The sequence below is a fragment of the Cytobacillus sp. genome, assembly GCF_964223445.1.
Taxonomy (GTDB): Bacteria; Bacillota; Bacilli; order Bacillales; family Cytobacillaceae; genus Cytobacillus.
Window position 1 is genome coordinate 57,381 of record NZ_CAXQGS010000038.1, and the last position, 23,916, is coordinate 81,296.

38 protein-coding genes and 1 tRNA gene are annotated in these 23,916 nt (G+C 41.0%); 7 read left to right on the plus strand and 32 right to left on the minus strand.

Annotation, left to right across the window (positions count from 1 at the left end):
- Nucleotides 1-178: 178 nt before the first annotated feature.
- From ACEQ1T_RS05565 to ACEQ1T_RS05695, 27 genes are all read right to left on the minus strand, one after another.
- The gene (locus ACEQ1T_RS05565) at nucleotides 179-370 is read right to left on the minus strand and encodes a hypothetical protein (RefSeq protein WP_370222022.1); all 192 of its coding nucleotides are present in this window, start codon (nucleotides 368-370) and stop codon (nucleotides 179-181) included.
- 22 nt (nucleotides 371-392) lie between these two features.
- The gene (locus ACEQ1T_RS05570; protein ID WP_370222023.1) at nucleotides 393-653 is read right to left on the minus strand and encodes a hypothetical protein; all 261 of its coding nucleotides are present in this window, start codon (nucleotides 651-653) and stop codon (nucleotides 393-395) included.
- Nucleotides 654-968: 315 nt separating this feature from the next.
- Complete coding sequence (locus ACEQ1T_RS05575) at nucleotides 969-1,166, minus strand: hypothetical protein (protein WP_370222024.1); 198 nt, start codon at nucleotides 1,164-1,166, stop codon at nucleotides 969-971.
- 37 nt (nucleotides 1,167-1,203) lie between these two features.
- Nucleotides 1,204-1,719, minus strand: coding sequence for a DUF5651 domain-containing protein (locus ACEQ1T_RS05580; RefSeq protein WP_370222025.1), 516 nt, complete (start codon nucleotides 1,717-1,719; stop codon nucleotides 1,204-1,206).
- A gap of 31 nt (nucleotides 1,720-1,750) precedes the next feature.
- Nucleotides 1,751-1,996: an SANT/Myb-like DNA-binding domain-containing protein gene (locus tag ACEQ1T_RS05585; RefSeq protein ID WP_370222026.1), complete on the minus strand. Its 246-nt coding sequence runs from the start codon at nucleotides 1,994-1,996 to the stop codon at nucleotides 1,751-1,753.
- 133 nt (nucleotides 1,997-2,129) lie between these two features.
- Nucleotides 2,130-2,333 (minus strand): hypothetical protein, encoded by a 204-nt coding sequence (locus tag ACEQ1T_RS05590; protein ID WP_370222027.1) that lies wholly within the window; start codon nucleotides 2,331-2,333, stop codon nucleotides 2,130-2,132.
- Entirely contained in the window at nucleotides 2,333-2,494 is a 162-nt protein-coding gene (locus tag ACEQ1T_RS05595) for a hypothetical protein (protein WP_370222028.1), read from the minus strand. Before ACEQ1T_RS05595 ends, ACEQ1T_RS05590 begins: the two co-directional genes overlap by 1 nt.
- Entirely contained in the window at nucleotides 2,475-2,756 is a 282-nt protein-coding gene (locus ACEQ1T_RS05600) for a hypothetical protein (protein ID WP_370222029.1), read from the minus strand. Before ACEQ1T_RS05600 ends, ACEQ1T_RS05595 begins: the two co-directional genes overlap by 20 nt.
- Entirely contained in the window at nucleotides 2,747-3,685 is a 939-nt protein-coding gene (locus ACEQ1T_RS05605; RefSeq protein WP_370222030.1) for a hypothetical protein, read from the minus strand. The genes ACEQ1T_RS05600 and ACEQ1T_RS05605 overlap by 10 nt, the downstream gene beginning before the upstream one ends.
- Complete coding sequence (locus ACEQ1T_RS05610; protein ID WP_370222032.1) at nucleotides 3,666-3,917, minus strand: DUF3310 domain-containing protein; 252 nt, start codon at nucleotides 3,915-3,917, stop codon at nucleotides 3,666-3,668. The genes ACEQ1T_RS05605 and ACEQ1T_RS05610 overlap by 20 nt, the downstream gene beginning before the upstream one ends.
- A complete protein-coding gene (locus ACEQ1T_RS05615; RefSeq protein ID WP_370222033.1) occupies nucleotides 3,914-4,090 on the minus strand; it encodes an IDEAL domain-containing protein in 177 nt (58 codons plus the stop codon). The genes ACEQ1T_RS05610 and ACEQ1T_RS05615 overlap by 4 nt, the downstream gene beginning before the upstream one ends.
- A complete protein-coding gene (locus ACEQ1T_RS05620) occupies nucleotides 4,090-4,923 on the minus strand; it encodes a DUF3102 domain-containing protein (protein ID WP_370222034.1) in 834 nt (277 codons plus the stop codon). The genes ACEQ1T_RS05615 and ACEQ1T_RS05620 overlap by 1 nt, the downstream gene beginning before the upstream one ends.
- Nucleotides 4,920-6,467 (minus strand): PcfJ domain-containing protein, encoded by a 1,548-nt coding sequence (locus ACEQ1T_RS05625; protein ID WP_370222035.1) that lies wholly within the window; start codon nucleotides 6,465-6,467, stop codon nucleotides 4,920-4,922. The genes ACEQ1T_RS05620 and ACEQ1T_RS05625 overlap by 4 nt, the downstream gene beginning before the upstream one ends.
- Nucleotides 6,464-6,826: a hypothetical protein gene (locus ACEQ1T_RS05630; protein WP_370222036.1), complete on the minus strand. Its 363-nt coding sequence runs from the start codon at nucleotides 6,824-6,826 to the stop codon at nucleotides 6,464-6,466. The genes ACEQ1T_RS05625 and ACEQ1T_RS05630 overlap by 4 nt, the downstream gene beginning before the upstream one ends.
- A gap of 120 nt (nucleotides 6,827-6,946) precedes the next feature.
- On the minus strand, nucleotides 6,947-7,354 hold the full coding sequence (locus tag ACEQ1T_RS05635; RefSeq protein ID WP_370222037.1) for a hypothetical protein: 408 nt from the start codon (nucleotides 7,352-7,354) through the stop codon (nucleotides 6,947-6,949).
- A complete protein-coding gene (locus ACEQ1T_RS05640) occupies nucleotides 7,347-7,733 on the minus strand; it encodes a hypothetical protein (protein WP_370222038.1) in 387 nt (128 codons plus the stop codon). Before ACEQ1T_RS05640 ends, ACEQ1T_RS05635 begins: the two co-directional genes overlap by 8 nt.
- Nucleotides 7,734-7,745: 12 nt before the next feature.
- Entirely contained in the window at nucleotides 7,746-9,722 is a 1,977-nt protein-coding gene (locus ACEQ1T_RS05645; protein WP_370222089.1) for a DNA polymerase, read from the minus strand.
- Complete coding sequence (locus ACEQ1T_RS05650; RefSeq protein WP_370222039.1) at nucleotides 9,722-10,588, minus strand: DUF2815 family protein; 867 nt, start codon at nucleotides 10,586-10,588, stop codon at nucleotides 9,722-9,724. Before ACEQ1T_RS05650 ends, ACEQ1T_RS05645 begins: the two co-directional genes overlap by 1 nt.
- A complete protein-coding gene (locus tag ACEQ1T_RS05655; RefSeq protein ID WP_370222040.1) occupies nucleotides 10,581-10,781 on the minus strand; it encodes a hypothetical protein in 201 nt (66 codons plus the stop codon). Before ACEQ1T_RS05655 ends, ACEQ1T_RS05650 begins: the two co-directional genes overlap by 8 nt.
- Nucleotides 10,782-10,803: 22 nt before the next feature.
- Nucleotides 10,804-11,976: a DUF2800 domain-containing protein gene (locus tag ACEQ1T_RS05660; protein ID WP_370222041.1), complete on the minus strand. Its 1,173-nt coding sequence runs from the start codon at nucleotides 11,974-11,976 to the stop codon at nucleotides 10,804-10,806.
- Complete coding sequence (locus tag ACEQ1T_RS05665) at nucleotides 11,973-12,440, minus strand: hypothetical protein (protein ID WP_370222042.1); 468 nt, start codon at nucleotides 12,438-12,440, stop codon at nucleotides 11,973-11,975. The genes ACEQ1T_RS05660 and ACEQ1T_RS05665 overlap by 4 nt, the downstream gene beginning before the upstream one ends.
- Nucleotides 12,441-12,454: 14 nt before the next feature.
- Nucleotides 12,455-12,610, minus strand: coding sequence for a hypothetical protein (locus ACEQ1T_RS05670; protein ID WP_370222043.1), 156 nt, complete (start codon nucleotides 12,608-12,610; stop codon nucleotides 12,455-12,457).
- A gap of 70 nt (nucleotides 12,611-12,680) precedes the next feature.
- Nucleotides 12,681-12,950 carry an AbrB/MazE/SpoVT family DNA-binding domain-containing protein gene (locus ACEQ1T_RS05675; RefSeq protein WP_370222044.1) on the minus strand — a complete coding sequence of 90 codons (270 nt, stop codon included), beginning with the start codon at nucleotides 12,948-12,950 and terminating at the stop codon, nucleotides 12,681-12,683.
- 37 nt (nucleotides 12,951-12,987) lie between these two features.
- On the minus strand, nucleotides 12,988-13,182 hold the full coding sequence (locus ACEQ1T_RS05680) for a hypothetical protein (protein ID WP_370222046.1): 195 nt from the start codon (nucleotides 13,180-13,182) through the stop codon (nucleotides 12,988-12,990).
- Nucleotides 13,183-13,212: 30 nt separating this feature from the next.
- Nucleotides 13,213-13,398, minus strand: coding sequence for a hypothetical protein (locus tag ACEQ1T_RS05685; protein WP_370222047.1), 186 nt, complete (start codon nucleotides 13,396-13,398; stop codon nucleotides 13,213-13,215).
- Between the two features lie 209 nt (nucleotides 13,399-13,607).
- On the minus strand, nucleotides 13,608-13,796 hold the full coding sequence (locus ACEQ1T_RS05690) for a hypothetical protein (protein ID WP_370222048.1): 189 nt from the start codon (nucleotides 13,794-13,796) through the stop codon (nucleotides 13,608-13,610).
- Between the two features lie 53 nt (nucleotides 13,797-13,849).
- Nucleotides 13,850-14,074: a helix-turn-helix transcriptional regulator gene (locus ACEQ1T_RS05695; RefSeq protein ID WP_370222050.1), complete on the minus strand. Its 225-nt coding sequence runs from the start codon at nucleotides 14,072-14,074 to the stop codon at nucleotides 13,850-13,852.
- Nucleotides 14,075-14,224: 150 nt separating this feature from the next.
- Here ACEQ1T_RS05695 and ACEQ1T_RS05700 point away from each other — a divergent pair, with 150 nt between their 5' ends.
- The 4 genes from ACEQ1T_RS05700 to ACEQ1T_RS05715 all read left to right on the plus strand — a co-directional run bounded on the left by ACEQ1T_RS05700 (nucleotide 14,225) and on the right by ACEQ1T_RS05715 (nucleotide 17,790).
- Nucleotides 14,225-14,602: a helix-turn-helix domain-containing protein gene (locus tag ACEQ1T_RS05700; RefSeq protein ID WP_370222051.1), complete on the plus strand. Its 378-nt coding sequence runs from the start codon at nucleotides 14,225-14,227 to the stop codon at nucleotides 14,600-14,602.
- A gap of 28 nt (nucleotides 14,603-14,630) precedes the next feature.
- The gene (locus ACEQ1T_RS05705; RefSeq protein WP_370222053.1) at nucleotides 14,631-15,080 is read left to right on the plus strand and encodes a hypothetical protein; all 450 of its coding nucleotides are present in this window, start codon (nucleotides 14,631-14,633) and stop codon (nucleotides 15,078-15,080) included.
- 108 nt (nucleotides 15,081-15,188) lie between these two features.
- Nucleotides 15,189-16,172: an ImmA/IrrE family metallo-endopeptidase gene (locus ACEQ1T_RS05710; RefSeq protein WP_370222090.1), complete on the plus strand. Its 984-nt coding sequence runs from the start codon at nucleotides 15,189-15,191 to the stop codon at nucleotides 16,170-16,172.
- A gap of 91 nt (nucleotides 16,173-16,263) precedes the next feature.
- Nucleotides 16,264-17,790, plus strand: coding sequence for a recombinase family protein (locus ACEQ1T_RS05715; RefSeq protein WP_370222054.1), 1,527 nt, complete (start codon nucleotides 16,264-16,266; stop codon nucleotides 17,788-17,790).
- 77 nt (nucleotides 17,791-17,867) lie between these two features.
- Here ACEQ1T_RS05715 and comGB read toward each other — a convergent pair whose 3' ends face one another.
- A complete protein-coding gene (gene comGB, locus ACEQ1T_RS05720; protein ID WP_206838554.1) occupies nucleotides 17,868-18,899 on the minus strand; it encodes a competence type IV pilus assembly protein ComGB in 1,032 nt (343 codons plus the stop codon).
- Entirely contained in the window at nucleotides 18,886-19,956 is a 1,071-nt protein-coding gene (comGA, locus tag ACEQ1T_RS05725) for a competence type IV pilus ATPase ComGA (protein ID WP_370222055.1), read from the minus strand. Before comGA ends, comGB begins: the two co-directional genes overlap by 14 nt.
- A 147-nt stretch (nucleotides 19,957-20,103) precedes the next feature.
- Here comGA and ACEQ1T_RS05730 point away from each other — a divergent pair.
- Nucleotides 20,104-20,175: transfer RNA gene (locus ACEQ1T_RS05730), tRNA-Gln, on the plus strand.
- Nucleotides 20,176-20,259: 84 nt separating this feature from the next.
- Here ACEQ1T_RS05730 and ACEQ1T_RS05735 read toward each other — a convergent pair.
- Nucleotides 20,260-20,613, minus strand: a complete 354-nt coding sequence (locus tag ACEQ1T_RS05735; protein ID WP_370222056.1) for a Spx/MgsR family RNA polymerase-binding regulatory protein — start codon at nucleotides 20,611-20,613, stop codon at nucleotides 20,260-20,262.
- Between the two features lie 243 nt (nucleotides 20,614-20,856).
- Between ACEQ1T_RS05735 and ACEQ1T_RS05740 the strand changes: the two genes are divergently transcribed.
- Both ACEQ1T_RS05740 and ACEQ1T_RS05745 read left to right on the plus strand, forming a co-directional pair.
- Nucleotides 20,857-21,555, plus strand: coding sequence for a helix-turn-helix transcriptional regulator (locus ACEQ1T_RS05740; RefSeq protein ID WP_370222057.1), 699 nt, complete (start codon nucleotides 20,857-20,859; stop codon nucleotides 21,553-21,555).
- A 160-nt stretch (nucleotides 21,556-21,715) separates the two neighbouring features.
- The gene (locus ACEQ1T_RS05745) at nucleotides 21,716-21,961 is read left to right on the plus strand and encodes a DUF2626 domain-containing protein (RefSeq protein WP_009332938.1); all 246 of its coding nucleotides are present in this window, start codon (nucleotides 21,716-21,718) and stop codon (nucleotides 21,959-21,961) included.
- A 45-nt stretch (nucleotides 21,962-22,006) separates the two neighbouring features.
- On the opposite strand, the gene ACEQ1T_RS05750 is transcribed toward ACEQ1T_RS05745, so the two are convergent.
- Together ACEQ1T_RS05750 and ACEQ1T_RS05755 are read right to left on the minus strand one after the other, a co-directional pair.
- Nucleotides 22,007-23,068, minus strand: coding sequence for a class I SAM-dependent methyltransferase (locus ACEQ1T_RS05750; protein WP_206838692.1), 1,062 nt, complete (start codon nucleotides 23,066-23,068; stop codon nucleotides 22,007-22,009).
- Nucleotides 23,069-23,270: 202 nt separating this feature from the next.
- Nucleotides 23,271-23,906 carry an MBL fold metallo-hydrolase gene (locus tag ACEQ1T_RS05755; RefSeq protein WP_370222058.1) on the minus strand — a complete coding sequence of 212 codons (636 nt, stop codon included), beginning with the start codon at nucleotides 23,904-23,906 and terminating at the stop codon, nucleotides 23,271-23,273.
- Nucleotides 23,907-23,916 lie beyond the last annotated feature (10 nt).

Genomic DNA, 23,916 nt, shown 5'->3' on the forward strand with positions numbered 1-23,916 from the left:
GGCTTTGTTTATTCCCGATTATTTAGGTGGTTACCTAAAGAGATTTATAATTACCTCATTGGACCAGCTCTATTAATCGGAGCGTACATTTGGTACGAACCAATGAATCTAGGATTCTATGAACTTTTTAAATAATTTACTTGGGCATTAGTGATGCCCTCTTTGTTCGAACTGTTCATCAATCTTTTACAATGATTTCTCCCGTATCGAAAGACACTTCTATTTGTTTGGTTAAAATACTTTCGTCTATAATGTCTTTTGAACCACAACGAGGACATTCTTCTAATTCATAATCCATCAATTCATAAAAAGGTTTATTACATCCGTTACAATATGATTTATACACTTCTATTCCTCTGTTTGAATTCACGATTTCACTCCTTCATCACTAATTACAAACGTGTATTCCATGCTTCAATTGCTTCTTCTCGGCTATCGTAAAGGTAAACACCCACGTTGCCACCATCTTCTTCAAAATTCGCAATCGGACAACCTTTATTACTTTCGTGACCATGTTGTATCTTGAATGAAAGCCCTGACCACGGGTCGTTTTCGTATTCTTTATTACGTTGGTTTCCTTCGTCATCACTAACAGAAATACTTGCGTTACCTCCACAAAACGGGCAAGGTTTAAGAATTTTTGTTTCTTCCATTTTCATCTTCCTTTCTTAATGTCGCATTTTGAGTCAAAAATGTATAAAGCAATTTATCCTGGACATACTATCTGCACGAGCAAGGGCGCACTCCACCTTTTAAAACCCATTTTGATTACGCTCCTTGCTCGCAACACAATGCTTATTTTGTTTCCTTAGCATCTGATTTCCAGCAATCCATCATTTTATCGAAAACATAGTAATCTTCCCCGCAAGCAGGGCAAGTATAAATGTTGAATGAGCCATCTTCATTTCTTTCCACCCGGTTCACCTCTTCGCATTTTTGTTTCTGCAGATCGTAATCGAACCGCAAACCTAAAACTTCATTTTTTCGAGTATTTTTATTTTTGCTTTCCTTGTGATAATTTCATTTGAAACCTTCTTGTGCAGCTTTTCAGTATCAGCTAACCACTTCTTAAATGCTGGATGATCAGCCTTCTCGTTTTGTTTTTGCCTGATAATATCGCATTCAAGTGCTGATTTAATGATTTCCAAATCATCAAGAGTTATCAACTTTTCACTCCTTCACCCAAAGTATGTCAAAGGCGCTTCATTTTGACCTGTATGCAAATTTGCAGTTTTTGCAATCAAACCCGCTTTCCGGGATAAAGTTATCTTCAAAAATCTGATGCAAATTGCACGTTTTCCAGTCTGCAGTACACCCATTACATTTCACGTGCATGATTTCTTCGCACCAATTATTGAACTGTTCTCTTGGCACAGCTGCATTAACAAAACGATCAGCAATATCCCTTTGAACTTGCTTAAGCGTAAAGTCGTCCACAAGCTTGAAGTCATAATTTGTAATTTTCTTCTTAATAACATCCTGTTCCTTAGACCCCAATCGCTCGTAAACGGATGTCAGATATTTTCTTAAATAAGTTTCAGCCGTTTTCAAGCTACGGTGCTCATCCTTTGACATGTTTCCCCTTGCTGTCCAATCTTCCAGCATGCTTGATATTTTCGGACCGTTCGCCCCACTATTCCTAAGCCCGTCTATCATCTGGACAATGGATTGAAGAACCATAAATTGATTTCGCTCATTTGCATTTAGATAGTCCCTCACGTAGCTCCCTCCTTACTTTTTTGAATCGACACTAAACCGGCTTTCCCTCTTTCCGCATCCTCAATACCTTATTTTTGATTGCATCGCGGCTCCGACCCAAATGCTCGGCAATTATCCGATAAGCTCCATTGTGGACCCCGTGTTTGGCAATATAGTTAATGATGAATTGCTCATCCTTTGTCGTCCAAAATGGTGTCGGCTTGGTGTAAATATCAGAGAAAATCCCAAGAGTACGAAGGATTTGAAAAGCGTGTTCTCTTGCCTCTGCTTCGCACATAATAAAATCCTCCTGACCAACAATCGAGATGAAAGCAGAGCAGCGATCTGCACACTTGCAAATTCGTCTTTTTCTTTTCGACGGGAGATCATCCAAATTTCCTTTAAAGACACTCGGTCTCATGTAAAACTCCTCATTGATCGTATTTTTCCATAACTTCTTGTATCTTGTTAAAGGCCTTTTCGTAGTCCAGCAATTCAGCCAGCCTCTCCTCTGACACCTCATATGAGAGGAAGGAGTGTCCGTTCTCACAGACCCTCTTCCTTGTTTTGCTTTCCCTTCTCTTTTCCCGGACATCTTTTACCTTGCTGCCACTTTGACAGATCGGGCACTTCATTACAGCGCCTTCTTCATAGCCTGGTATGCCTGATCCACCGTACGGAGTTGCTCAAGTTCTTTTTCCTGCTGTTCAACTGTTTTAACCAGCCACTCGATATCCCGCAAACGCAATCTTCCACGTTTGATATTGTTTTTAATTTCAGTTAGTTGACCTTCCACTCTCAGCCATCCTTTCTTCCAAAACTTGCTCTGCAATTTCCACCGCTACAGCCGCAACTTGAATTAATTCTGCAAAAAGATCTGATGCATCCGATTCTTTTCCCCAGCCCTTTTCCTTTTGCATTGCCTGAGCAACCTCTCCTACTTCTTCTATGAGGATCTTGAGCCAATCACCATAATCATGGCGCTGTTTGCCGAATTTCTTGTCCTGACGAAATCGTTCCAAAATCACCTCAGCAATAACTTTTTCTTTTAAATCCATAATTTCACCAAGCTTTTCAAGGCATCGTTTTCCTGAGTAAGTTTTTTGTTATCGAGGATAAGATCAGTGATTCTTTTCTTCTGGTTTTCAATCAGGTAGCTGTTGTGGTATTGCTGTTTAATGAATCCGTCTTTTTCCTCTTTTAAGCTTTCAAGTTCTGCTTCGTTGGATCTACATGCTGCATTAAGTTCCTCTAATTCAGTGTGTTTTGACCGAAGCTGGTTAAAATTACCTTCAAGTACAATGGCACGGGCAGATAATGCTTTATACTCAGACTCTAAGCTTTCATACTTTTCTTTCCATAAGCCTTCAACCAAATTGGTTTTTAAAGTTTCTACCTTAAGGACCCCATCTTTCTTAACTGAGTTGCCCCTACCTTTTTTCGCGTCCTTCTCTGAAAGGCCTTTTTGATCAAGAAGTTCTTTGATCTGGCTTTTATTGTTGTATTTCCAGTTGATGATTTGTTTACGATCAAAGCCCTTAAGCTTCGATATCTCATCATACGACTTTTTTTCAACGTAATTTAGCTGGACAAATTCTTCGACTGAAAGATTTAGCTTGCTCACTTCGCTTTCCTCCTTCACCTTTGTATAAGTGTTCAATAACCCGTAATCCCTTAGCAGGGTATTAAATGCTTTCTGAGACATCTTTAAGGAATTTCGTATTGAATTCCTGTCCACGTTATTTTCAAGAAGGATCATTAAATCTGTCTTTGACATATCTTGACCCTTCATCAATAACGGTTTAAATTTTTCTTCTGCAGGACGATCAATAGCTGAACGTAATTGAGTCAACTCTTGGAAAACGTTACATCCGCCGCACGCGCTTTCTATTTTCGAAAAAGGCCTGTTTTTAGAGGAATTGTTTGAACATCCTTCGCAAGAATCAAGCAGCTGGGTAATTCTTCGCCTAATCGCCTTTCTGTCCATCGCCGCTCTCCAATTCAATAAGCTTATTCAGATAGAAATTTGCTTTCTTCAAATCTTCAAGTTTATTTTTTCTGTCATATCGGGTAACGTATTTAAGTACATTTATACGGAAGAACCCTTTTAATTCGGATTTACTGAACTGCCTTTCAGAAAATCCGATTACATCAATACCTCCCTGGTGATAGTGAACCGGTTTGTGGATGACTTCCTCAAAATTCATGTTCTCCTTCATGCATTTTGCACCTCACTCAAACGGGAAGTCAGATCCATAAACCATTCCTTGTCACCGGTGGCCAGAGAAACATCGATCAATTCCTTCAACTGCGAGGCATCTAATTCAGGATTGAGCCGCTTACGTTCAACCGACTCGATATACTTAATAAGGGTGCGTTCAAAAGGATCCATTAAAGCCTCTCCTCCATCTTTCCGATTAACCCTTTTACAGCCCCTTTATATTTCTGCTGTTCTTCTGAATCGGAAATCTCGCCTAATACAGCCAGTAAACTCTGAAACTCGGAAACAAGTGATTCAAATCGAAGCTTGAACTTCAGTGAAGAAGGATCCCCTTGCTGAGCAACCTTTTCGCGAAGCTCCGCCAGCTCCTTTTCAACATCTTCCGGAAGCACTTCAACTGCTTTTGCTTCAATCGGCTTGGCTCTTAATTCGGACTCGAGCTTCTTAACCTTTTCCTGGGCAGATAACAGGTGATCCTGAAGCTCCTTTACCTTTTCATCATCCGACTCTTTCTCTTTGGCTTCCCCCAGTTGCTTTTCTAACTTCTCAATACTTTTAGCAAGTTTAGCCCGTTCCCTTTCAGCAGCTAATTCGTTCTTTTCCAGCTGTTTTTCAAGTTTTTGTTTTTCCTTGATCACCTTCTGAAGTTCACGGGCGGACATATTCTCCACATCATTTTCAGCGACAAATTCTTCCCGTTCTTCTTCCGGAACAGCCAGCAATGCTAAAGCTTTTGTGTAGCTTAAATTCCCAAGCGTTGGGATTTTAGAAGGATCCTCGCCGTACTCCCGATACAGCTGCATCAAGTTGTTGGCAGTAGATTGGCTGTAATCGATATTATTCTTAAGCCAGTCCCCCCACTCACCATGAGAAACCATTTCCTTGGCTTCCACCAGGCGCCTGCCAATCTCAGCACTGGCATGCAGAACCATAGCGCGCGTTTGGCCTTTAATACTATTTATCTCTGTAGCTATGACCTCAGGCGTTCTTATCAATTCATTCATACTGCCACTTTCCTTCCTTTGGATTTCTTGGCCAGCTTCTCAGCCCTGAAGGCATCGATAAAAGCCTGGACATCTTTGGTAGGTAAACAATTTTTGAATCCGTATGCCTGATTTATTCTGTTCTCCTTAACTTCAACAGTATAAAAAGGCTTATCCGGTTCAGACGTTTTCCGAAGGATGAATAGGCTAGTCTGGCCCTTTGCATATCTTTCGGCATACGTTCCGACGCAGTGGTCTAACATTTTGCCTTCATCTATTAATTCCTGGGAACTTAATGCCGGGCGCAGAAATAATCCGTCCAGCTCGAATTGTAATTCCGAAAGAGCTTTTACTCGTATAGCAATCTGCTTATCTAATTCCTGGTTTGCTTTTATCTTTACCTGTTTTATGGTGTTCTGATGGGCTCTGTATAGATTCCTTGGAAACACAGTAGAGTCAGAATATAAATCCAGTTCCAATGTTATGCAATCGTGAAGATAATCTCTCCACTGCGTAAGCATTTGATTGAAAGAAAGTGATCTGTTTTTTCTTTCTTTTTCTATCTGTTTTGTCAAATAGGAACAAGCTCTTCGCAGAGAAGAATATCGCAGGATAGTATTCAGTTCATCAAGTGAGCCGTATAACCGGACGCCTATTTGAGTAGCTTCTTCGATTGTCAGATTCGAACCGTCTTTCTTTCCGATTTGAAACAACCTCAAAGCTAGAGGGTCAACCATATGGGCAATGCTCAGCACTTCCTTCAGATTCTGTTTAGAAAGACGAAGTACCTGATCAATTGTTTTCCCCCTCCAGTTAATGGCGTTGTATGTCTTCCAGCCGTAAAGCTTTGCCTCTACACACTTATTCAGGCCCAACTTTGAGAGATATTCGATGCAAGGGTACCTAGAAACCAGATCAAAGAATTTCAACATATCGCCGCCTGAATAGTAGAACATTTCCCAAGTGCTGTATTGAAATAAAGTATCTTTCACAGCTGCTTCGATGCTTTCCTTAGAACAAAAACTACGGATATTCTGATAACCCGTGCTACTTAAGGAATAAACGGATCTCTTTTCCTCAAAACGAGAAAAATAGTATGGACGGTAGTAGAAATGCCCTTTGCCAGGCTCGAATAAATATAATGCTTCAAGATTTAGTTGAGTTTTCACCTTTCTGAAGTCACCGGAATAATCTCGCTTCGCATAGAACCCTCTTGCAATCATTGCTTTTGGATCGATTAAAGATTTTTCATAGAAAACAAAATACGCATCATCTTGCATAAACTTTCTGCTCATACCGCTGGACCTGACCTGACATTTCGACTGACAGCGAGGACAAACTGTAAAGCTTTTATGCTTTAACCGTTCTGTCCGGAAATCCTGTTTACAGTGTGTACAAAAACCGGCATACAGTTTGCCTTTACGCTGAGTGAAAATATAACGACTGTTCAAAAACACAACATCAATAACGTATTCCATCAACTTCTCACTAACTTGATCAGGAAAGTGAGCTTCTATATTTGTGTTATTTTCTGCTATCTGAATCTGCCAATCTGCTAAATTCATCTTAAGAATTCCTCTAGGCTAACATCGAAATCTGCAGATGTCTTAGCACGTTCTTCTACCAGGCCTGCCTGGACAGGTGTTTGAGGAATGCCTTTTCTTTTAATGCCAAAGTACTCGAGTACAACAGCAAATCCTTCATCATCTGATAAGACTGCCATGTTGCCTACTTTTTGTTTTTCAGCTGCCTTTCTCATGGCCGTTAAGCTTTTCATAATGGATTTATCTTTTTCTAAAACCTTCTCCGCTGCATCCGGAATAATTTCCACTTGCTGCAGAAGAAACTTGCCCACTACTTGGATATAGGAGGATTTCTCCTTTTCCATTTCAGATTTTAGTTTTTCAATGGCTTTCTCTTTCATCGGATCACTTTCCATCCTTTCCTGATACGGCTTTTCAATTCGTAATATTTGAGAGGTTCATAGAAGTAGACAGCCTTTCCATCCTCTCTGCGAAACAGCAACACCCACTTGGATTGCCTTTTACTCTTCCTGGCCATTCTTCAACACCGCTCTCGGGATGTGTTGGAATCCTTCAAAATACGATTGGATATCGAGCAGCTCCAGAATTCCCTTGTTGCCCGTTTTCCAGTACCTCAATCGAAGCGAATAATCTGTAAGTGTTAATTCTGTTTCATATCCTTTTAGCTTTTTAATCATTGATTGGAAAATCTTATAATCTATAACAATACTTCCGACCCTGACTGGGAATGTTTTAGCAGAGTACAGCCTAAGAAGCCGGTTATTGATTTCATGAGCTCTTTCCTTTGCACCGCTGTAATTGTCTTTGTACTGTTTATCGATGGCTGCCGATCGGGAAGTTTTAAGCACTCTTGCTTCTTTCAATTCGTTCTTAAATGCTTCCGCATCATAAGTTTGAAGTTCAAGCACTCAGCTCACACCCCACTGCTTTTAAAGCAGAAAGACAAATTGCTAAAGGAGCAGATTTCGCATAAACCGGATATGTTACTTTGAAATCCAAATTTTCATTCATCGTATTAACCAGCCAATCTCCTTCCTGGGCAGTTCCTTCAATAACGCCTTTTGTATGCTTTCCGCAAGTTTTTATCAGTGTTCTGAAACCCATTCCATTGAGCTTATTAACAACCACCCAAGCATCTTGCACCTTTGTAGCAGGTGAAAATGTATGATCAGCGACAACATAAACGTGGCCCTCGCCTATTTTAGAAACCCAGCTGTCTAATGACTCTCTCCATTCCCACTGCAATACCTTCTCGCCTACAAGGCGATTAATTTCGTAAACTTCCATCCTAATCTCTCCTTAATCTTTCATATAGTAAGAAGTGACAAAGCCATCACCTTTTAATGGAAGGCCAGGTGCCCAGCTGATTGGCTGCCCCATTATGTCTGTTATAAATTCCAGCTTTGTTTCTTTCGGCTCGTCCAGAACAACTTCATCGTGAATGTGCATGACAGGAAGGATTCCAACATCCTGTAGCCGCCTTAATGTTTCTGCGAGACAATCACGTGCAATTGCCTGGACCACGTTCTCCACAAGTTTTCCACCGTATGTGGATACCTTTTCCCATTTCTTTGTGGTCTGGTTTAAGCCGTAATAATGAATGGCTTCTTTCCCAAAATTATTGTCAGCAAGATGCGGTTTTACATAGAACAGCTTGCGTCCGCTTGGAAGCGTAACCGTAAGGAAATCTAATCCGTTCTGAATATCGCTTTCCCTTGCAAAAATCAATCCTCTTACACCTGCCGGCTGACCATCTCTCATGACGGACAGAGCTGCATTTTCAAGGCTGTACCATAGATCCTGAATCCGTTTATTAGAGGTTCTCCAACGTCTCACGATGTCGGGAAGCTCCTCTTCCGTTAATCCCATGTTTAAGGCTCCCATTGATATCAATGCTCCAGAACCGCCCTGATAGCCCAATGCAAGTTCGGCAACCTTCCCCTTCTGGCGAAGATCATATTCAGGATTGCCTTTCTTAATCAGCTCAATCGGAACACCAAACATTTGAGAAGCTGACGCTTCGTAGATTTTCCCGTGAGTATTAAATACATCCAGTCTCCATTGTTCACCAGCCAGCCAAGCAATTACTCTGGCTTCAATGGCACTGAAATCCGATACGTAAAGGAGATTCCCTTCACTTGGGATGAACGCTGTCCTTATTAACTGTGAGAGGGTATCAGGAACATTTCCGTATACCAGCTTTAGAGCATCAACCTTCTTTTCTCTGACCAGCTCACGGGCATGACCAAGGGTATCAAGATAATTTCTCGGAAGATTCTGAACCTGAACGAGCCTTCCCGCCCATCTTCCTGTACGGTTAGCCCCGTAAAATTGAAGGAGCCCCCTAACCCTGCCATCAGAACATCCTGCTATTTCCATCGCCTGGTACTTCTTCACACTTGTTTTTGATAGCTCTTGGCGTATCTCAAGTGCTCTTTTCACATCGCCTTCTGTTGTCTCGACAAGACTGGAAACAGTCTCTTTTTGAAGGTTTTCAACTTCTACCCCTTTGGATGACAACCATTTTGATAATTGCGGCGCACTATTTGGATTGGGAAGACCGGTAATTTTCACTGCTTCTTCCGTTAAGTTGGCTGTAGCAACCTGATCAACATAAAGAGCTCCGTCAATTAACTGCTGATCCACTTTAACGCCTCGAGCATTGATCAGCTGGTCCAATTCCCAGAGCTTCTGTTCCTGCTCCGGCACTGGAAAGGATGAAAGCCGTCTTTCAATCTCTTTTTCCACCTCAACGTCCTGAACGCAGTAATCTTTGAAGAGCACCCATTTTTCAGGTTCATGGTGTGGAAGTGTTCGTGTCCTGCCGCCGTTCTTCTTTGTAGGTTTGGTCGGGGTGCAAAACTGCTTAATTAAAGCCGTACCCATACTCATTTTTCTTTTGTCATTGGGCAGTCCGAGTGCCACAGCTGTTGGACCTAATCCCGCTGTATAACCGCAATACAATCCATGGAACATGGTGCATCGCCAATGATTAATCCATGCCTTCGGTTCCCATCCAAAATGCTTGCTAAGGCAATACCATTCGAAAGCAGCATTGTAGGCTTTTTTAATGACGCTTACTGTGCAAAGTGCTTCTAATATATAGTTTGGAATTTCCTCTCCTTGGGCTAAATCGATAATTTGAGTAGGCGCACCATTGACCGAAAACCCAAAGAGCAGAATTTGAAAGTCGGGAGACTGTACATATCTGTACAGCCCCGCTTTCTTAATATCCACACTGCTGTAAGTCTCAATGTCGATATTTAAAGTGTGAATCATATCCCGTACACGCCGCCGCCAATTGGTGCGCCCGTGATCGGATCAAATTGCTGAGGTGCCGGTTGCTGTGGTGCAGGTTGCTGGTACTGCTGTTGCTGAGGTGCACCGTATCCCTGCTGTGGCGGTGCCTGCTGGTATTGAGGTTGCTGTCCATAACCTTGTTGTGGCTGACCGTAACCTTGTTGAGGCGGAGCCTGGTATTGCGGCTGCTGAGGTGCTTGGCCACCGCCGAAGTCATCAGTTGCCGCTGGAGCTGCGGCTCCCAAAGGCTCCCCGTCTCGAGTTTTTTGAACGTTGGTGCTGATGTAGCATCCGATGCCTTTCTTTCCTGAGTGAGTGTAAGGTGCAAAGTTCACGGCAATTCTTCCATACATTCCGGAATAGATTTCAGTCGGATCTAAAACTGGATTCATGTTGGCATCTACAATCTTTGGCGGCTGATCTGCTTTTGTTGAAGCGCTGAAGACCCAATGCCCTTTGCATTCTTCGCCGAAAGGCATTCCATCGGATGGCTTTACTCCATCACCGTCGTGGATCGGGATGTTAACCATCGGAGGTATAACTCCATTCCAAGTCTTTGATTTACCGATTTGCTTTGCCGCTTCGATGGCCGCATCGATACGCTGCTTTGTAGCCACATCAGATTTAGGAACAAGGATTGTAGTGCTGAATTTTGGTTCTCCACCGTTTTGATTGGCACGAGGCTGTAATAAATTCACGAAGCTAAAGCGTACTTCACCTGTTACTACACGAGTTGGATTTTGGTTTGTCATTTGGTCATTTCTCCTTTGTTTTGAGTTATTTGGCATTCCCCAATTTCCCATGGCATACTGTTCAGCATAATAATCAGCAATTTCACCCATCGGTATATACCTTTCCTACACTGGACTTAGTAACAATAATCTCTGCACCGACGACTGACTTGTTGTTACTGAAATGATTTTCACTAAATTCAAATGATATCTTTTTTGCTTGATATCCTTGTTTAGCAAGATAATCTTCTAATGCGGTATTTATTTCACTTCGGTCGAGTTTGACTGTTTGAATCACTTCCATCAATCGGTTCCTCCTCTCTGCCTTATTGGAAATCAGATGACGCGTCTGGGCTCCCGACTGCCTGTCTCTTATCACTGATTGGAGCAAGAGTCGGCTTGCCTGCAGATTTAACAACGTGACCTGCTTCTTCAAGCAATTCTCTAAATTCTTTTTTACCAAGCTCTTTCTCAAGCTTCGGAACCGTTAAGGGTACACGCTCATAAAGGATTGCTTCATCCACACCGTTTACTCTAAGGTGATTAAATGCAGAGTCAATGTCCGCATATGCTCTTGTGCCTCGGCCTTCAACTGCCTTCCAGCCGGATATATTGTTACCTTTCAAACACTCAGCAAGGGCATATTCTTTCAGTGCTTTAATCCATGATTCAACATGTTGGCCCTTCTCTAACATCTGTCCAACTTCTTCATCCGTCAGCAAAGGAGGCTTTAGAGAAGTAAAATCCGCAAGTGCGCTGAATTCTTCAGCTCTAGCACGGCATTTAGCTTTAGCCCGGCAAAACTTGCAATGTTCTCCAGGAACAAAATCCCCTTCTCCATCAAATGCCTTTTTAGCCGCCGGCTTAATTTCTTCACCCCAGGATAAAAGTTCTTCGACGGTAAGGATGAATTCAGAAATGCTGTTCAATCTTGGCTGAATGATGGCCAGCTTGATTTCCTTGATCGGGTAGAGAAAACTGTATTCAAGAAAGGCACCTAATGCATAAAGCTTCATTTGCGGATTGTCCTCTGCACTAACAGCTACACCTTTTCCATATTTGAAATCAGTGACATAAAGGGTTTCTCCACCGATGATCAAACAGTCCACTGTGCCAAAGCCTTCAGGAGCATAAGAGCTGTAATTTATTCTCTTCTCCACTGCCACGTATGGAGCAGCTGAAAGACTTATCGCGATTCCCTGCAGATATTCCAGATAGGTATCTGTGTGCTTAAGCATTTCATCCTGGTACAGTTCATGCTTTTTCATTTTGTTAAGTCGGGTATTAAATGCTCTCTGACTGATCGGCTCGACAAAATGTTTTCGAAGCTTCAGCTCTGCAATTTCATGGGCCAGCGTTCCTTCCTCTGCGTATTCAGAAGTAGAGTCGGGAAACTGCTCTTCCAGTCTTACGCTCGGCGTGCATGCAAGCCACCGATGGGAGGCACTCGCAGAGAGTAATGCGTGTGCCCTATCAGAATGGGAAATCGTTTTGGTCATATTTTTGCACCCATTTCACGAAGCTTTGTAGCAAATGCCCCGTATTGTTCTTTTGGCAATGCTGTGAGTGCTTGGACACCAAATGAAGCTAACAGCTGCAGTAAATCATCTCTTCGATTCGCATCCACCAGCTGAGTAGCAGCTACAGCCAGCTGATCCATTGAATATGAAGCTGTAGCCGTTGGTACAGCCTGCTGTGGTGGAGCGACTGGTGGAGCTTGAGGTGCTTGATTTTGTGCTACAGGGACAGCAGTTGGAACTGGCTGCGGTGGAGCCTGCTGTGGCGGTGCCATGTGCACTGGTTCTGACTGACTTGGTGGTGCCTGTGGTGTTTGATCTACCTGAACGGCTTGAGTGCCTTCAGACTTAACATGAGAAGCTGGAGTTGCATTTCCTAACGCACTTGCTAAAGCAAGAATGGCATTTGCTAATTCTGGAGCTTTTATTTCAACAGTAATATTCATAATTTAATATCCTCCTAGATTTGGTTAATGGATTTTTCCTCTCCGGTTTCTCGATGAACAACTCTAAGATGCTGAGGAAGGTTTTTAACAACCAGCCATTTATTCGGGTTTAATTCAGCCGCTAACATGACTCGTTTTTGTTTTAAAGTAGGTCGCCTACCGTGTTTCATAATTCCTCCCCCTCATGCTATAATGGCAGTAAGCTAAGTATTATCTGGACTCGTGTTGCAGCACGAGTCTTTAATTTTGTTGAATGTACACCATTGCTTTCCGAATGGATTCTGCAGCCTTGGGAGATGTAACTTGCAATAGAGCATCAAGTTCTTTCAGGATGACACCTTGATCACTTTCTTGAGATTGGAACTTGCGGATCACCATGCCCTCTTCAGACATGAAGATTTCCATCGGAGAACCTTCTTTCCAATTCTGCGCAGTGCGGATTTCCTTCGGTATTACCAAACGGCCAAGCTCATCAATTTTTCTTACAATTCCAGTTGCTTTCAATTTCATTTCTCGTTTCTCCCTTCGAGTTTTTGCGCCGGCTACTTTATTCATCTAAGCCAGCAACTTTTCTTTTTGCCCCGAGTATCTTGATTAGAAAATCAGCAGCATTTGTTTCCAGCACGAGTTCCCCGTCATATTCCAGAACCGTATCCCCCGTGATAATTTCTTCCCCACAAGCATCAGTCCCGAAATGATCATTCTCTATAATTGGACTTGCCATAGGATTTTCAACTTCCAATTCCTCACCTCCTTAAAAGAGTTGCGCGGATTAATCATTCAGGATTTTTAATTCCCCTGAATCGCCTTTGCCGTTTCTGAATCCGACAATTTCAATTTGGTTTTTCTGCGCCTGCAAGACTCCTTCTGATGGAGATCTCAAAACAACAAAGCTTTTTGAATTTTGATAATGTAACACTTCACACATTTCATTTTCAAAATTTGCATATATCTTCAACACAACACCTCCTTCCAGCTACTCTGCTAGCCCCGTTGCCTTACCGATTGCAAACCCTATGAAAAACAGGGCAAGAAATACGATTCCAAAACACCCAATCCCAAACATGTTAAGGCCCCCTACTCAGCTTTATGAAATTTTATTACTGATTTCGTTCACCAAAAACTGCAACGTGCCTAAAAAGAGAAGGCCATTCAGCCTTAAATCAGCTAACCTGCTTCTTCAGACAAAGCAACCACTAGCTCATCAAACAGCTCGGTAATTGGCATGGCCTTCTCTCCCCAGATCCGCATATACTTAATTGCCTCTTGCTCGTTCTTATAAGAAAGCTCAGCTATCTTTTCAGGGATCGCTTTGCGCTTCTTTAAAAACTCAGGGTCAATTGGGAAATCAATCATAAAAAGCCACCTTTCTCTAATAGCTTTCAGTATCAATAGGAATAATAGGTGAGTTAGTTCATCTCTCCTTTATGTTCAACATGTTGTACACTAGGGATAAAAAAAATTTCAGATACATCCTTATTAAAGTACCTTGCTATTTTCAGCGCCAATTCTAATGATGGCGTATTTCCTTTTGCAGTCCTGATTATAGTTTGACGAGTAACGCCAAGTTCTTTAGCTAATTGGGATTTAGATAAGCCATGACTTTCAAGCAAAAAATCTAAGGTTGTTTTCATTACATCACCTCTCTTGCGTATTATCATGTGCAACGCGTTTTACAATTATTAATATAAAACATGTTTTACAGTAAGTCAACATGTTTTACAAAATTTTTCTGATATTTGTTTTACAATAAAGTTAAACACGTTTTACAAGGGGATTCAGCCATGTCTAATATAGGTACTTTACTTCGACAATTAAGAAAAGATAAAAATCTGAGCTATCGAGAAGCTTCAGAATTAAGTGGGTTAAGCCATTCTTATATCAGGTACATAGAAATCGGTAAGCGTCCTGGGACGGATACTCCTATAAGCCCAACTCCGGACACATTAAAAGCATTAGCCAAAGCATACGAGCATGACTATGATGACTTATTAAAGGCTGCGGGATATCTTGATGATAATAAAGAAGAAAAATCAGATAACGAAAAGCAAAAAGTAAATGTAGCTTTTCACGATTTCGAGAATTTAACTGAAGAAGAAATAGAATATCTTGAAACCCAATTGGAAATATATCGTAGAATTAAGAAACGGAACAATAAATAATAAAAGTCCTTTTTGGGAGAGATGCCAGGTGCAAGAACAAACAAATTTAGCTTCATTGAGAAATAAGAAGCCGATTATGGCTGTAATTGGAATTGTCTTTATTCTGTTCTGTGCTTTCCTTGTCTACAAAATGTTTTTTACTAATCCAGCGGGGGTAGATCAAAAATTATATAGTGAGCATTTGGATGCCTATGAAGTCATGATGAAGGCTTACGAAGAAGATAGGAAGCTCACCTCATTTGAATATACAAAGATTGAGGATCTGGATACCTATTGGGACGAGAAAATCGATAACATGGATGATTTGGGCAGAGAAGAGTTTGAAAAAACGTTAGCCATCCACCACTCTATAGAAATGATGTTCATGTCATTTGACCATGCAACAGACGATATATGGGATGATGGCGAGCGAAAAGAAAAGCTTGATGAATTTTATATTGAAGCCAAAACCGCTAAAGCAGCCTTAGAATTAAAATAATGTCCAATAACTGGGCATTTTCTTTTTATTGCCAAATAGAACATATGCTCTTATAATTTGAAATAACCAAGACTAATTGCTTACCTGGGAGGTTATCTAGTGTTTCAAATGTACAAACCAACTGAGCTGGAGAGAAAAATTGAGGAAATGTATAAAGAAAAGGGTATTTTGACCTCAGCAGATTTGGACATTCACAGAGTGGCAAAAGCATTCAACATAAATGTCGAGTACTCACTTCCTGAAGGTCCTCAAAATGCAATCTGGGATGAAGATGACTCATTAGTATTTCTCAAATCCGATGCTTCGGAAGAGAATCAGAGAGAAACTTTTTTTCATGAATTTGGACATACCGCTCTCCATTGTGGGGATCAGTTCAATATGCCCAATAAACCTTTTCGGGAATTACAGGAATTTCAGGCAAATCAATTTCAGATGTACGCAGCCATTCCGTTTTTCATGTTAAAGGATCTGGAACTTCCAAAGTATGAGTATCAAATTGTTTTAATGATTCAAAATACCTTTAAAGTGAGTTCAAAACTTGCAAGAAAGCGTTTTGAGCAAATAAAGCAAAGAATTTTTCAATCACAAACTGAACGAACGGATTTGGAATATTTTTATCCGCAACTAGAGGTTCCAACCGGTAACGCTTCAAGTAGTTATCCCCATGTCGAAGATCTTTTTTCCTCTGAAGAGATTGAGGAATTTAGTTTTAAAGAAAAGAAGGTTAAGAGAAATATAGTCTATTACACGGAATCCGAAGGCAAAGTCGTCCCTATCTGGTATGCCATCCACCTAAATAAAAGGGATGTAAAATGGAGTAGCAAATTTAAAGAATTCTCGATTGATGCAGAGTTTGATTTAGTTCCCTATAGCGAGTACCGGGAATTAAGCACAGACGCCCCTGTCTTCTATCAAGATTTATTTTTGAACCCATTAATGCCTAATGACTTTTGTGTGAATCTGAAAAGCGTCAAGGAGATGCTGTACCAATATGATGTTGACCCATACGATGTCAGAAGATTCGTCATTAACATAAACGATCTTGAACATTTGCTCCAAATGAAAATGATCATTGAAAATATCAGGAACTAAAAGAACTCTATTTCATAAAATTGGATTCATTGTCTGTCCCATCTTCACTTTATAATGAGTAGGTGCGCAAGAATAGAAGAGGTGAAAAAAAATGAGAACAGCACTGTACTATCGCGTGAGTACAAAGTTGCAAGAAGACCGCTACTCCCTTTCTGCCCAGAGAACGGAGTTGACCAACTATGCAAACTCGCAGGGCTGGACTATCGTTAAGGAGTTCAAAGACGTTGATTCAGGAGGCAAACTGGACAAGCAGGGGCTAAATGCTCTTCTGGATCTAGTCGAGGAAGGCAGAATCGATGTAGTGCTCTGTATCGACCAGGACCGTCTTTCCAGGCTGGACACTATAGCCTGGGAATACTTAAAATCTACTTTGAGAGATAATGGTGTCAAGATAGCTGAACCTGGACATATCGTAGATCTCTCCAATGAGGATGAGGAGTTCATCAGCGATATCAAAAACCTTATTGCCAAACGCGAAAAAAAGGCGATTGTCCGCCGAATGATGCGGGGAAAGCGCCAGCGTATGAGAGAAGGAAAGGGATGGGGAAAAGCACCTATCGGTTATCTTTTTAATAAGAAAACACAGGAGTATGAAATCGATGATAAATGGTCCTGGGTTATACCTATGATTGATGATTTGTATTTAAATCAGCAGCTGGGGATGAAGTCCATTGGTGATGAATTAAATAAAATTTCTAAGACTCCATCAGGCACGCCATGGAATGAAACATTAGTTCATCGGCGTCTTATCTCAAAGGCTTTCCACGGTGTCATGGAAAAAACCTTTTCAAACGGGGAAACTATTACGCTGGACGATATTTATCCACCGCTTAGATCAAAGGATACATGGGAAAAAATACAGAAGGAAAGGGAAAAACGCAGTAAGCAGTTTAAGGCTACGAGCCGGCAGCGTGATGACCTTCATATTCTCAGAAGAACTGCAGTTACTTGCGGTGAATGTGGCAGAAAAGTATTACTATCCCAACACGGGACCAGTAAAACACCAAGGTATTATTTAAAACACGGCAGAAGAGTGAGAATGAAGGATCAGTCTGTTTGTGACATCAGTATTAACACTATTCGCTTCGAAAACAATATCATGCAGGCGATAAAGGAAATTCTCCTGTCGGAAGAAACAGCAAGAAAATACATCGACCTTAACCAAGATGAATCTGAAATCAAGATATTAGAAAAGCAGTTGAAGGCAAACGAGAGCCAGCTGACCAAGCAACAAGCAAAACTAGACAATTTACTCGACTTATTCTTAGATAGCCCTTTTTCCAAAGAACAATTAACGAAAAAACAATTTGAAATAGAAAATGAAATCGATAATATAAAACAAATCATCCAGCCTTTAAAAGCAAAGCTAGAGTTGTTAAAAAACGAGTCCTGGTCTTATGATTTAGTACTTGAAGCATTAGAAGCTGCGGAAAACTTTGAAGCAGAATTTACTCCCTTACAGAAAGCGAAAATGTTTGGTGATCTTTTTCCTAAAGCCATTCTCTACATGGATCGGCTAGTGCTGCTATCAAATTTAAGAGGAGCTCCTCTTGAGGTAGCTATCCCCATTGATCCAGATCCATACGCCTGGCACCGGACTAAAAAAGCAACTAATTAACTTCAGGGGGTTATTACCCCTATTTATTTCAATGAGTGTGAACCCTTTGTCATTGTTCTTTACTATGCGCCATTTCATTAAAATCCCTCCAATAGATGAAACATAGGCAGCAGAACCGCCAAATACATTGAGACAATTAAAAACCCAATAAATATATATAAAATAGGCTGAATCATTTTTAGGAGTTTTTCTGTCTTTTCCTCCAATTTTTTTAGGCAGTGACTGCTGAAAAAAGATAATTCCTGGTCCAGCCTGCCATTTTTTTGACCATGTATTATAATATTGGCCAATTCCCTTTCAAAAAAAGGATATCTCATTAGTATATCCTCAAGCCTATTCCCCTCACGGAGTTTGATTTTCACGGCTTCACCGAGGGCACTGTAAAAAGGCTGCTTATCATTTTTCTCAAAAAGACTAAACGCCTCATGTATGGATAGGCCGCCATTTAAAAGGTGACTGAGCTGTACAGCAAAGAAATGAGTGTAGTAAAGGCGAAGAAAATGGCCTCCTGCAGGAATTTTTACCATGACTTTCTTTTGCTGGATAGGGGAAAGTTTTCTGAATCTAAAAAAATAGTATATAAGCAAAGTGACTAAAACGACGAGTACAATCAGAATGAACAATGGGAGAAGGTCCCCAATCAAATATACGGCTTTTGTGAAGAAATTTGGCTGAAGGTGCATGGAAACGAATAAGGAAGAGAAACGGGGCAGCAGGACTTTATCAACGAAAACAAATAGGAATGCGGTAATGAACATCAGGAAAATAGGATAGGCCATCAGTTTTTGCAATTTTTCAATGTCCTTTCCTTTTCTCAGCACCATTTCGCTTCCTTCAAGAAATGCGGAAGCAAGGCCGCCATGCTGTTCAGCAAAATAAACATAGCCAATCAGATTTTTATTAAAGTTCATGTCTGCAAGGATTTGATAAAAAGGAAAGCCTTCTTTCAACTGAGAGAGGCACTGGCTGATTTCATGTTTTCTTTTTGGCGGCAGCTGATGCATCAGTGATTCCAGTGCCTCAGATAAAGGGTACCCTCTGGACAGCAGTTCACCTGTATTTTTCAGAAACAAACCCTGTTCTTGAATGGTCCATTTATGTTTCTGCATTGTCGTGCACCCACCTGCTGTACTCAGTTTCCTTTATGTATCCAAGAACAATCCCTTTAGTTATTACCTCTTTAAGAGTGCGATACTTAACAAGGCTGATTTCACCTCTTGCCTTCTTTATGGAGGCATTAAGCGCTTTTCCTGCAAGAAGTTCAAAAACACTTGCCCTTTTCCATCTGCCGTATCCATAGCAGAATGGAGAACATTCCCCTTCACAATATGGGCAATTCAATTCGACAAGACGCTGAGCCGTGACAGCCACTAGGGTCTGCTCAATTTCCATCATATTCACCCCAAACTCAGCTAAACGATATACAGCCCCCTGAGCATCCCGAGTATGCATCGTGCTTAACACAAGGTGACCTGTGAGCGCTGCTCTAACTGCAATTTTCGCAGTTTCAGCATCCCTGATTTCACCCACCATAATGATATCGGGATCATGGCGAAGGATTGCCTTCAAGCCTGCGGAATAAGATACGCCCGCTTTCTCATTGACTTGAACTTGAAGGACCAAGTCATTCTCATTTTCAATCGGATCTTCCAGGGTGATCACATTGCGATGGAACATATGGGAGGTTTCATTCAGCAGAGAATACAATGTTGTGGTTTTTCCGCTTCCGGTTGGGCCTGTGAAAATAATTAATCCATGAGCATGCTTCAGCAATGCAAGCATTTTTCTGGTCATGTCTGGAAAAAGGCTGATTTGAAAAAAAGGAATTTGTTCCTGCTGGGGCAAAATTCTGATAACGAGGCTTTCACTGTGGCTTGATGGGAGGGTTGAAAATCGCAGTCCAATCTTTTGTCCATCTACTTCCAGAGAATAGGCACCGCTTTGCGGCCGCCTCTTTTCACCAATGTCCATCGAAGCAGTAAATTTAAAATGAGAAATCAGTCTGTCGCACTCTTCTTTGGGGAGATACAGCCTGGGGGTCAATTGGCTGCCGAACCTCAGCTGAATCAGTGTGTCTTTTTTTCGGGGAATAATGTGGATGTCGGAAGCATGGCTTCTGACTGCGTCTTTAATAATCCTTTCTGCCATTCTTTCAATTAAACTCAACTACTTTTGCACCACCTTTTTCAATTGTTATAGATTATTATTCGACTAATCCCGAGCATTACCTCCATATTCCGGCAATACTTTTTGACGAATTTGTGAATAAATTATTTCATTCTTTTCATACTAAAAGTGTACCAAATGAATCGATGGGCTATAGCCAAGCGGTAAGGCACCGGACTTTGACTCCGTCATGCGCAGGTTCGAATCCTGCTAGCCCAGTAATCATGGAAGGACACCAGATGTTCCTTCCTTTTTCACTTCAAAAAAAGAGAATGCGCATTATATTCGCATTCCTCTTAAAATCTATTTCGCAATCTTCTTAAATGCATCCGGATTATAGCCTATGACAATTTTATATCCGTTTGTCAGTATCGGCCTCCTCAGCAGTTTTGGCTCCTTAATTACCATTTGCACCACTTCCGATAAAGATAATTCCTCAAGGTTCTGTTCCAGTTTTTTGAAGGTTTGGCTGCGGGTCGCTAGCAGCTCGTCAAGTCCGCTTGTTGTTAAGGAAAGGATTTTTAGTAATTCTCCTGGTGATGGAGTCTCCCTGAAGAGATGCCTTTCTTCAAAATCAATTGAATGTGCTGTCAGCCATTTTTTTGTCTTTCTGCAGGAAGTACAGCTGGGATATGTGAAAAATGTCAATTGGCTCATACCTCTTCACCTCACAAATTTAGTATTTCCACACTCATTGTACATTATTTGTATAAGTAATGTATACATTATTGTATAAGTAATTAAACTTCATTTGTGAACATTTTCTAAACTTATAGTGATTACAGTGTTAACCTCAATTGACTGTATTATAATGGAAGCAGGCCAGGAAGGCGCCAGCTCAATCATATAAATGACAGCTGATGACCTCGGGAATAATTTACCCTTTTGAGGTGACAATAAATGGAGCAAACATTAAAAATAACTAATGTGTTATCCGATCCAACCCGCTATTATATTTATCAATACATTACGAAAAGACATAAAGATGTGACCGTACAGGAGATTGCAGATAATTTCAGCATTCATCCCAATGTTGCAAGATTGCATTTATCCAAGCTCGAAGATGTCAATATGCTTGTATCTGAAACAAAAAAAACAGGCAAAGGCGGAAGGCCAAGCCGGTTATATCGGTTATCTGATGATGTAATTCAGCTGTATTTTCCTTACAGGGATTATCAGATGCTTGCCAAAATAGCCATGGAGACAATGCTGGAGTTAGGTGAAGAAGGCAGAACGGCACTATATTCGACAGGAAAGAAATTTGGCAGAGAACTGATCCAGCAAGAGCTTAAAAGATTTGCAGGCACAGAAAAACTTACCTTTGACCAGAAATTAAACATCCTAAAGCATGCTGCTGATATGTCAGGCTTTCACCCTGAATTTGATGCAAATGACGAAAAGACCATTATCTATTTCCAAATTTATAATTGCCCATTTAAAGAGGTTGCAGCTCGGCAAGCAGAGCCTGTGTGCAATATGCATTATGAATATTTGAAGGGTATGTTTGAAAGTTTGTTTGATTCTATTCAGCTGGTGGAAAAGCAAAATATGCTGACTGGGTGTGAAGCATGCTCCTACCATGCAATTGTTGGGAACTAAAGAACACCCTGAAAAAGAACCGGGCAAAAACAAGCTCAAAAAGCATAACGTTTTTTCCTGTTCTTTTCTGGACTATTTTGAAACCATTATTTACTTTTATTGAGCATTTACTTTATAATATTGTAGTGATGGACTTGTAAGGGTAAAAGGAGGGATACATATGGATCGTATGTACAGAGTATTAGGCTTCTGGACGGGAATTTTCGCCGTTATGTTTTACCTTGGCGATATGTATACAACGTCCTTGATTTTCTTCGGCCAAACAGGATTTTTCCTGCTTTTAAGCTACTTAAAGCTTTCCGAACGTATGTATATTTATGTTTTTGGAGCATACTTAACCGTTTTCTTCGTAGGCTTCACTTATTGGTCAACATTTATGATGACTCCTGGCGCGGGCGGCCACTAACAGCCGATATAAAAAAGCGATGAATCCATCGCTTTTTTATTTTTCTCATATTTTCTTTGCCTGAAGTACCAGATGAAATGCTGTACTCATGCCTGAAGGCATAATCAGACTTCTGATTGCCCGGTTTCTTTTGCTGATAGGAGAAAACGGGTTAGGATCATAATGATCTTCAAGATCCTGTAAAATGCCTGCAGACAGCAAAAATTCGTCCTGCCTCATTTTAAATTGGAAATTCAGCCCTTCCTTTTCTCCCATGCGGATCAGGGAATCGAAGTGGATATGGCTGGTTATATCCATCTCTCCTGGGTGCTCCAGTACATTATTGATTAAAGAATGCTTGTAATAACCTCTGAGACTTCCATCCCTTCTCATCGGCTCTTGCCATTCCCCATCTGTATATCCATAATCGGCAGTCAATACAATGCCTTTATCCAGAGCAGCAGACAAGCTCTGGATCATCTGTTCCATCTGCAGAGGAATTTCAATTCTTTGGCCATTGCTAAGTGACAAACCGCTTTCTTCAAGAAATAAGCAAATATCTCCATTTGTTAATGGCACAGCTTTCTCTGCAAGCTCCCCTTCTTTTATGGTTACCATAATTTCATGCAATTGATCATTCCTTTTTTCAACCACATGTACGGGCAAGGCATCAAACAGCTCATTTGAAAAAATCATTCCGCAAAAAGGGGTAATTTCATCCCAGCTAACTATTTGCCTGATATGATCAGAAAATGCAATCTGTTCCTGCTGCAGCTTCCTATGATAGGGGCTTGTTTCAAGAATGCAGTAATGAAGCTCTTCATCAGCAATAAGATTCCATTCATCAATGAAAGCTCTGGCGAAACGCCCATTTCCGCCCCCTATTTCGCAGACCTGAAAAGGCAGCTTATACTCCTTCGCCTTCTGAAAAAACCACTTTGAAATGGTCCTTCCATATATATCAGAAATGTTGCTGCTTGTTATAAAATCTCCTCCAGGCCCAATTTTTGGTGTATTTTTCATATAATAACCATATTCGGAATGATACAGAGCCTGCTGGATATATTCAGCATAGCTGATCATTTGTTGAGGAGTATTTTTTATAAAATTCATAAAAAAATCCCGCATAAGAACTCCCTTTTATAAAAAATTCTAGCTTATTGGATACAGCCAGCTCTTCTGTTTTGATCACTGTTTTCACTATTGACATAGTGTTTTCTCTGTTATATTGTTAGGGTAGTAGCTTAACTATATCCCCTCCCATTTTATATGAATAAAACATCCCCCAGAAAAGCCCTTCTCATTGGAGAAGGGCTTTTCTATTTTTCATTCAGAACCCATTCAGGAATGGATTGGAATCCATTTCCTGTCCAATTGTCGTAACCGGTCCATGTCCGGGCAGTACCTCTGTTTCTTCAGGCAATGTTAAGAGCTTATTATGTATACTTTCAAGAAGCTGCTGATGATTGCCGCCCGGCAGATCTGTGCGTCCGATGCTCCCGCTGAATAACGCATCACCGGCAACCACGAGATCAGCATCTTTAAAATACAGCGAAATACTGCCGGGAGAATGGCCTGGCGTCTCTAGAATTTTCAAATTAAATTCACCTATGCTCAACTCTTGTTCCCCTGTTATAATATGGTCGGCGGTCCTTGCTTTTATAAGCTTGCCTATTTTGAAAAGGTGAGAACCGTTTAAGGCTGGATCTGGAAGCCACGCTGCTTCTTTTTCATGTATGTATACAGGAATAGAAAATGCATCTCGTATTTCGTCTACAGCGCCAATATGATCAAAGTGGGCATGAGTAAGAATTACAGCTAAAGGATTTAGTCCCTTTTGCTCAATAATACCGCTTAGTTTTCTGCTCTCTTCACCCGGATCGAAGATTAAACAATCTTTATTTTTATTTGAAAGAACATAACAGTTTGTTTGCAATGGGCCAAGAGGGATCTGATTCCATTCCATTGCTTACACC

Bases quoted from the DNA above. Each gene is read 5' to 3' on its own strand.
- ACEQ1T_RS05570 (WP_370222023.1), bottom strand. From the start codon at position 653: ATGGAAGAAACAAAAATTCTTAAACCTTGCCCGTTTTGTGGAGGTAAC.
- ACEQ1T_RS05585 (WP_370222026.1), bottom strand. From the start codon at position 1,996: ATGTGCGAAGCAGAGGCAAGAGAACACGCTTTTCAAATCCTTCGTACT.
- ACEQ1T_RS05590 (WP_370222027.1), bottom strand. From the start codon at position 2,333: ATGAAGTGCCCGATCTGTCAAAGTGGCAGCAAGGTAAAAGATGTCCGG.
- ACEQ1T_RS05600 (WP_370222029.1), bottom strand. From the start codon at position 2,756: ATGGATTTAAAAGAAAAAGTTATTGCTGAGGTGATTTTGGAACGATTT.
- ACEQ1T_RS05605 (WP_370222030.1), bottom strand. From the start codon at position 3,685: ATGGACAGAAAGGCGATTAGGCGAAGAATTACCCAGCTGCTTGATTCT.
- ACEQ1T_RS05610 (WP_370222032.1), bottom strand. From the start codon at position 3,917: ATGAAGGAGAACATGAATTTTGAGGAAGTCATCCACAAACCGGTTCAC.
- ACEQ1T_RS05615 (WP_370222033.1), bottom strand. From the start codon at position 4,090: ATGGATCCTTTTGAACGCACCCTTATTAAGTATATCGAGTCGGTTGAA.
- ACEQ1T_RS05620 (WP_370222034.1), bottom strand. From the start codon at position 4,923: ATGAATGAATTGATAAGAACGCCTGAGGTCATAGCTACAGAGATAAAT.
- ACEQ1T_RS05625 (WP_370222035.1), bottom strand. From the start codon at position 6,467: ATGAATTTAGCAGATTGGCAGATTCAGATAGCAGAAAATAACACAAAT.
- ACEQ1T_RS05630 (WP_370222036.1), bottom strand. From the start codon at position 6,826: ATGAAAGAGAAAGCCATTGAAAAACTAAAATCTGAAATGGAAAAGGAG.
- ACEQ1T_RS05640 (WP_370222038.1), bottom strand. From the start codon at position 7,733: ATGGAAGTTTACGAAATTAATCGCCTTGTAGGCGAGAAGGTATTGCAG.
- ACEQ1T_RS05650 (WP_370222039.1), bottom strand. From the start codon at position 10,588: ATGGGTGAAATTGCTGATTATTATGCTGAACAGTATGCCATGGGAAAT.
- ACEQ1T_RS05655 (WP_370222040.1), bottom strand. From the start codon at position 10,781: ATGGAAGTGATTCAAACAGTCAAACTCGACCGAAGTGAAATAAATACC.
- ACEQ1T_RS05660 (WP_370222041.1), bottom strand. From the start codon at position 11,976: ATGACCAAAACGATTTCCCATTCTGATAGGGCACACGCATTACTCTCT.
- ACEQ1T_RS05665 (WP_370222042.1), bottom strand. From the start codon at position 12,440: ATGAATATTACTGTTGAAATAAAAGCTCCAGAATTAGCAAATGCCATT.
- ACEQ1T_RS05670 (WP_370222043.1), bottom strand. From the start codon at position 12,610: ATGAAACACGGTAGGCGACCTACTTTAAAACAAAAACGAGTCATGTTA.
- ACEQ1T_RS05675 (WP_370222044.1), bottom strand. From the start codon at position 12,950: ATGAAATTGAAAGCAACTGGAATTGTAAGAAAAATTGATGAGCTTGGC.
- ACEQ1T_RS05690 (WP_370222048.1), bottom strand. From the start codon at position 13,796: ATGATTGATTTCCCAATTGACCCTGAGTTTTTAAAGAAGCGCAAAGCG.
- ACEQ1T_RS05695 (WP_370222050.1), bottom strand. From the start codon at position 14,074: ATGAAAACAACCTTAGATTTTTTGCTTGAAAGTCATGGCTTATCTAAA.
- ACEQ1T_RS05700 (WP_370222051.1), top strand. From the start codon at position 14,225: ATGTCTAATATAGGTACTTTACTTCGACAATTAAGAAAAGATAAAAAT.
- ACEQ1T_RS05710 (WP_370222090.1), top strand. From the start codon at position 15,189: ATGTACAAACCAACTGAGCTGGAGAGAAAAATTGAGGAAATGTATAAA.
- ACEQ1T_RS05715 (WP_370222054.1), top strand. From the start codon at position 16,264: ATGAGAACAGCACTGTACTATCGCGTGAGTACAAAGTTGCAAGAAGAC.
- comGB (WP_206838554.1), bottom strand. From the start codon at position 18,899: ATGCAGAAACATAAATGGACCATTCAAGAACAGGGTTTGTTTCTGAAA.
- ACEQ1T_RS05735 (WP_370222056.1), bottom strand. From the start codon at position 20,613: ATGAGCCAATTGACATTTTTCACATATCCCAGCTGTACTTCCTGCAGA.
- ACEQ1T_RS05740 (WP_370222057.1), top strand. From the start codon at position 20,857: ATGGAGCAAACATTAAAAATAACTAATGTGTTATCCGATCCAACCCGC.
- ACEQ1T_RS05745 (WP_009332938.1), top strand. From the start codon at position 21,716: ATGGATCGTATGTACAGAGTATTAGGCTTCTGGACGGGAATTTTCGCC.
- ACEQ1T_RS05750 (WP_206838692.1), bottom strand. From the start codon at position 23,068: ATGCGGGATTTTTTTATGAATTTTATAAAAAATACTCCTCAACAAATG.
- ACEQ1T_RS05755 (WP_370222058.1), bottom strand. From the start codon at position 23,906: ATGGAATGGAATCAGATCCCTCTTGGCCCATTGCAAACAAACTGTTAT.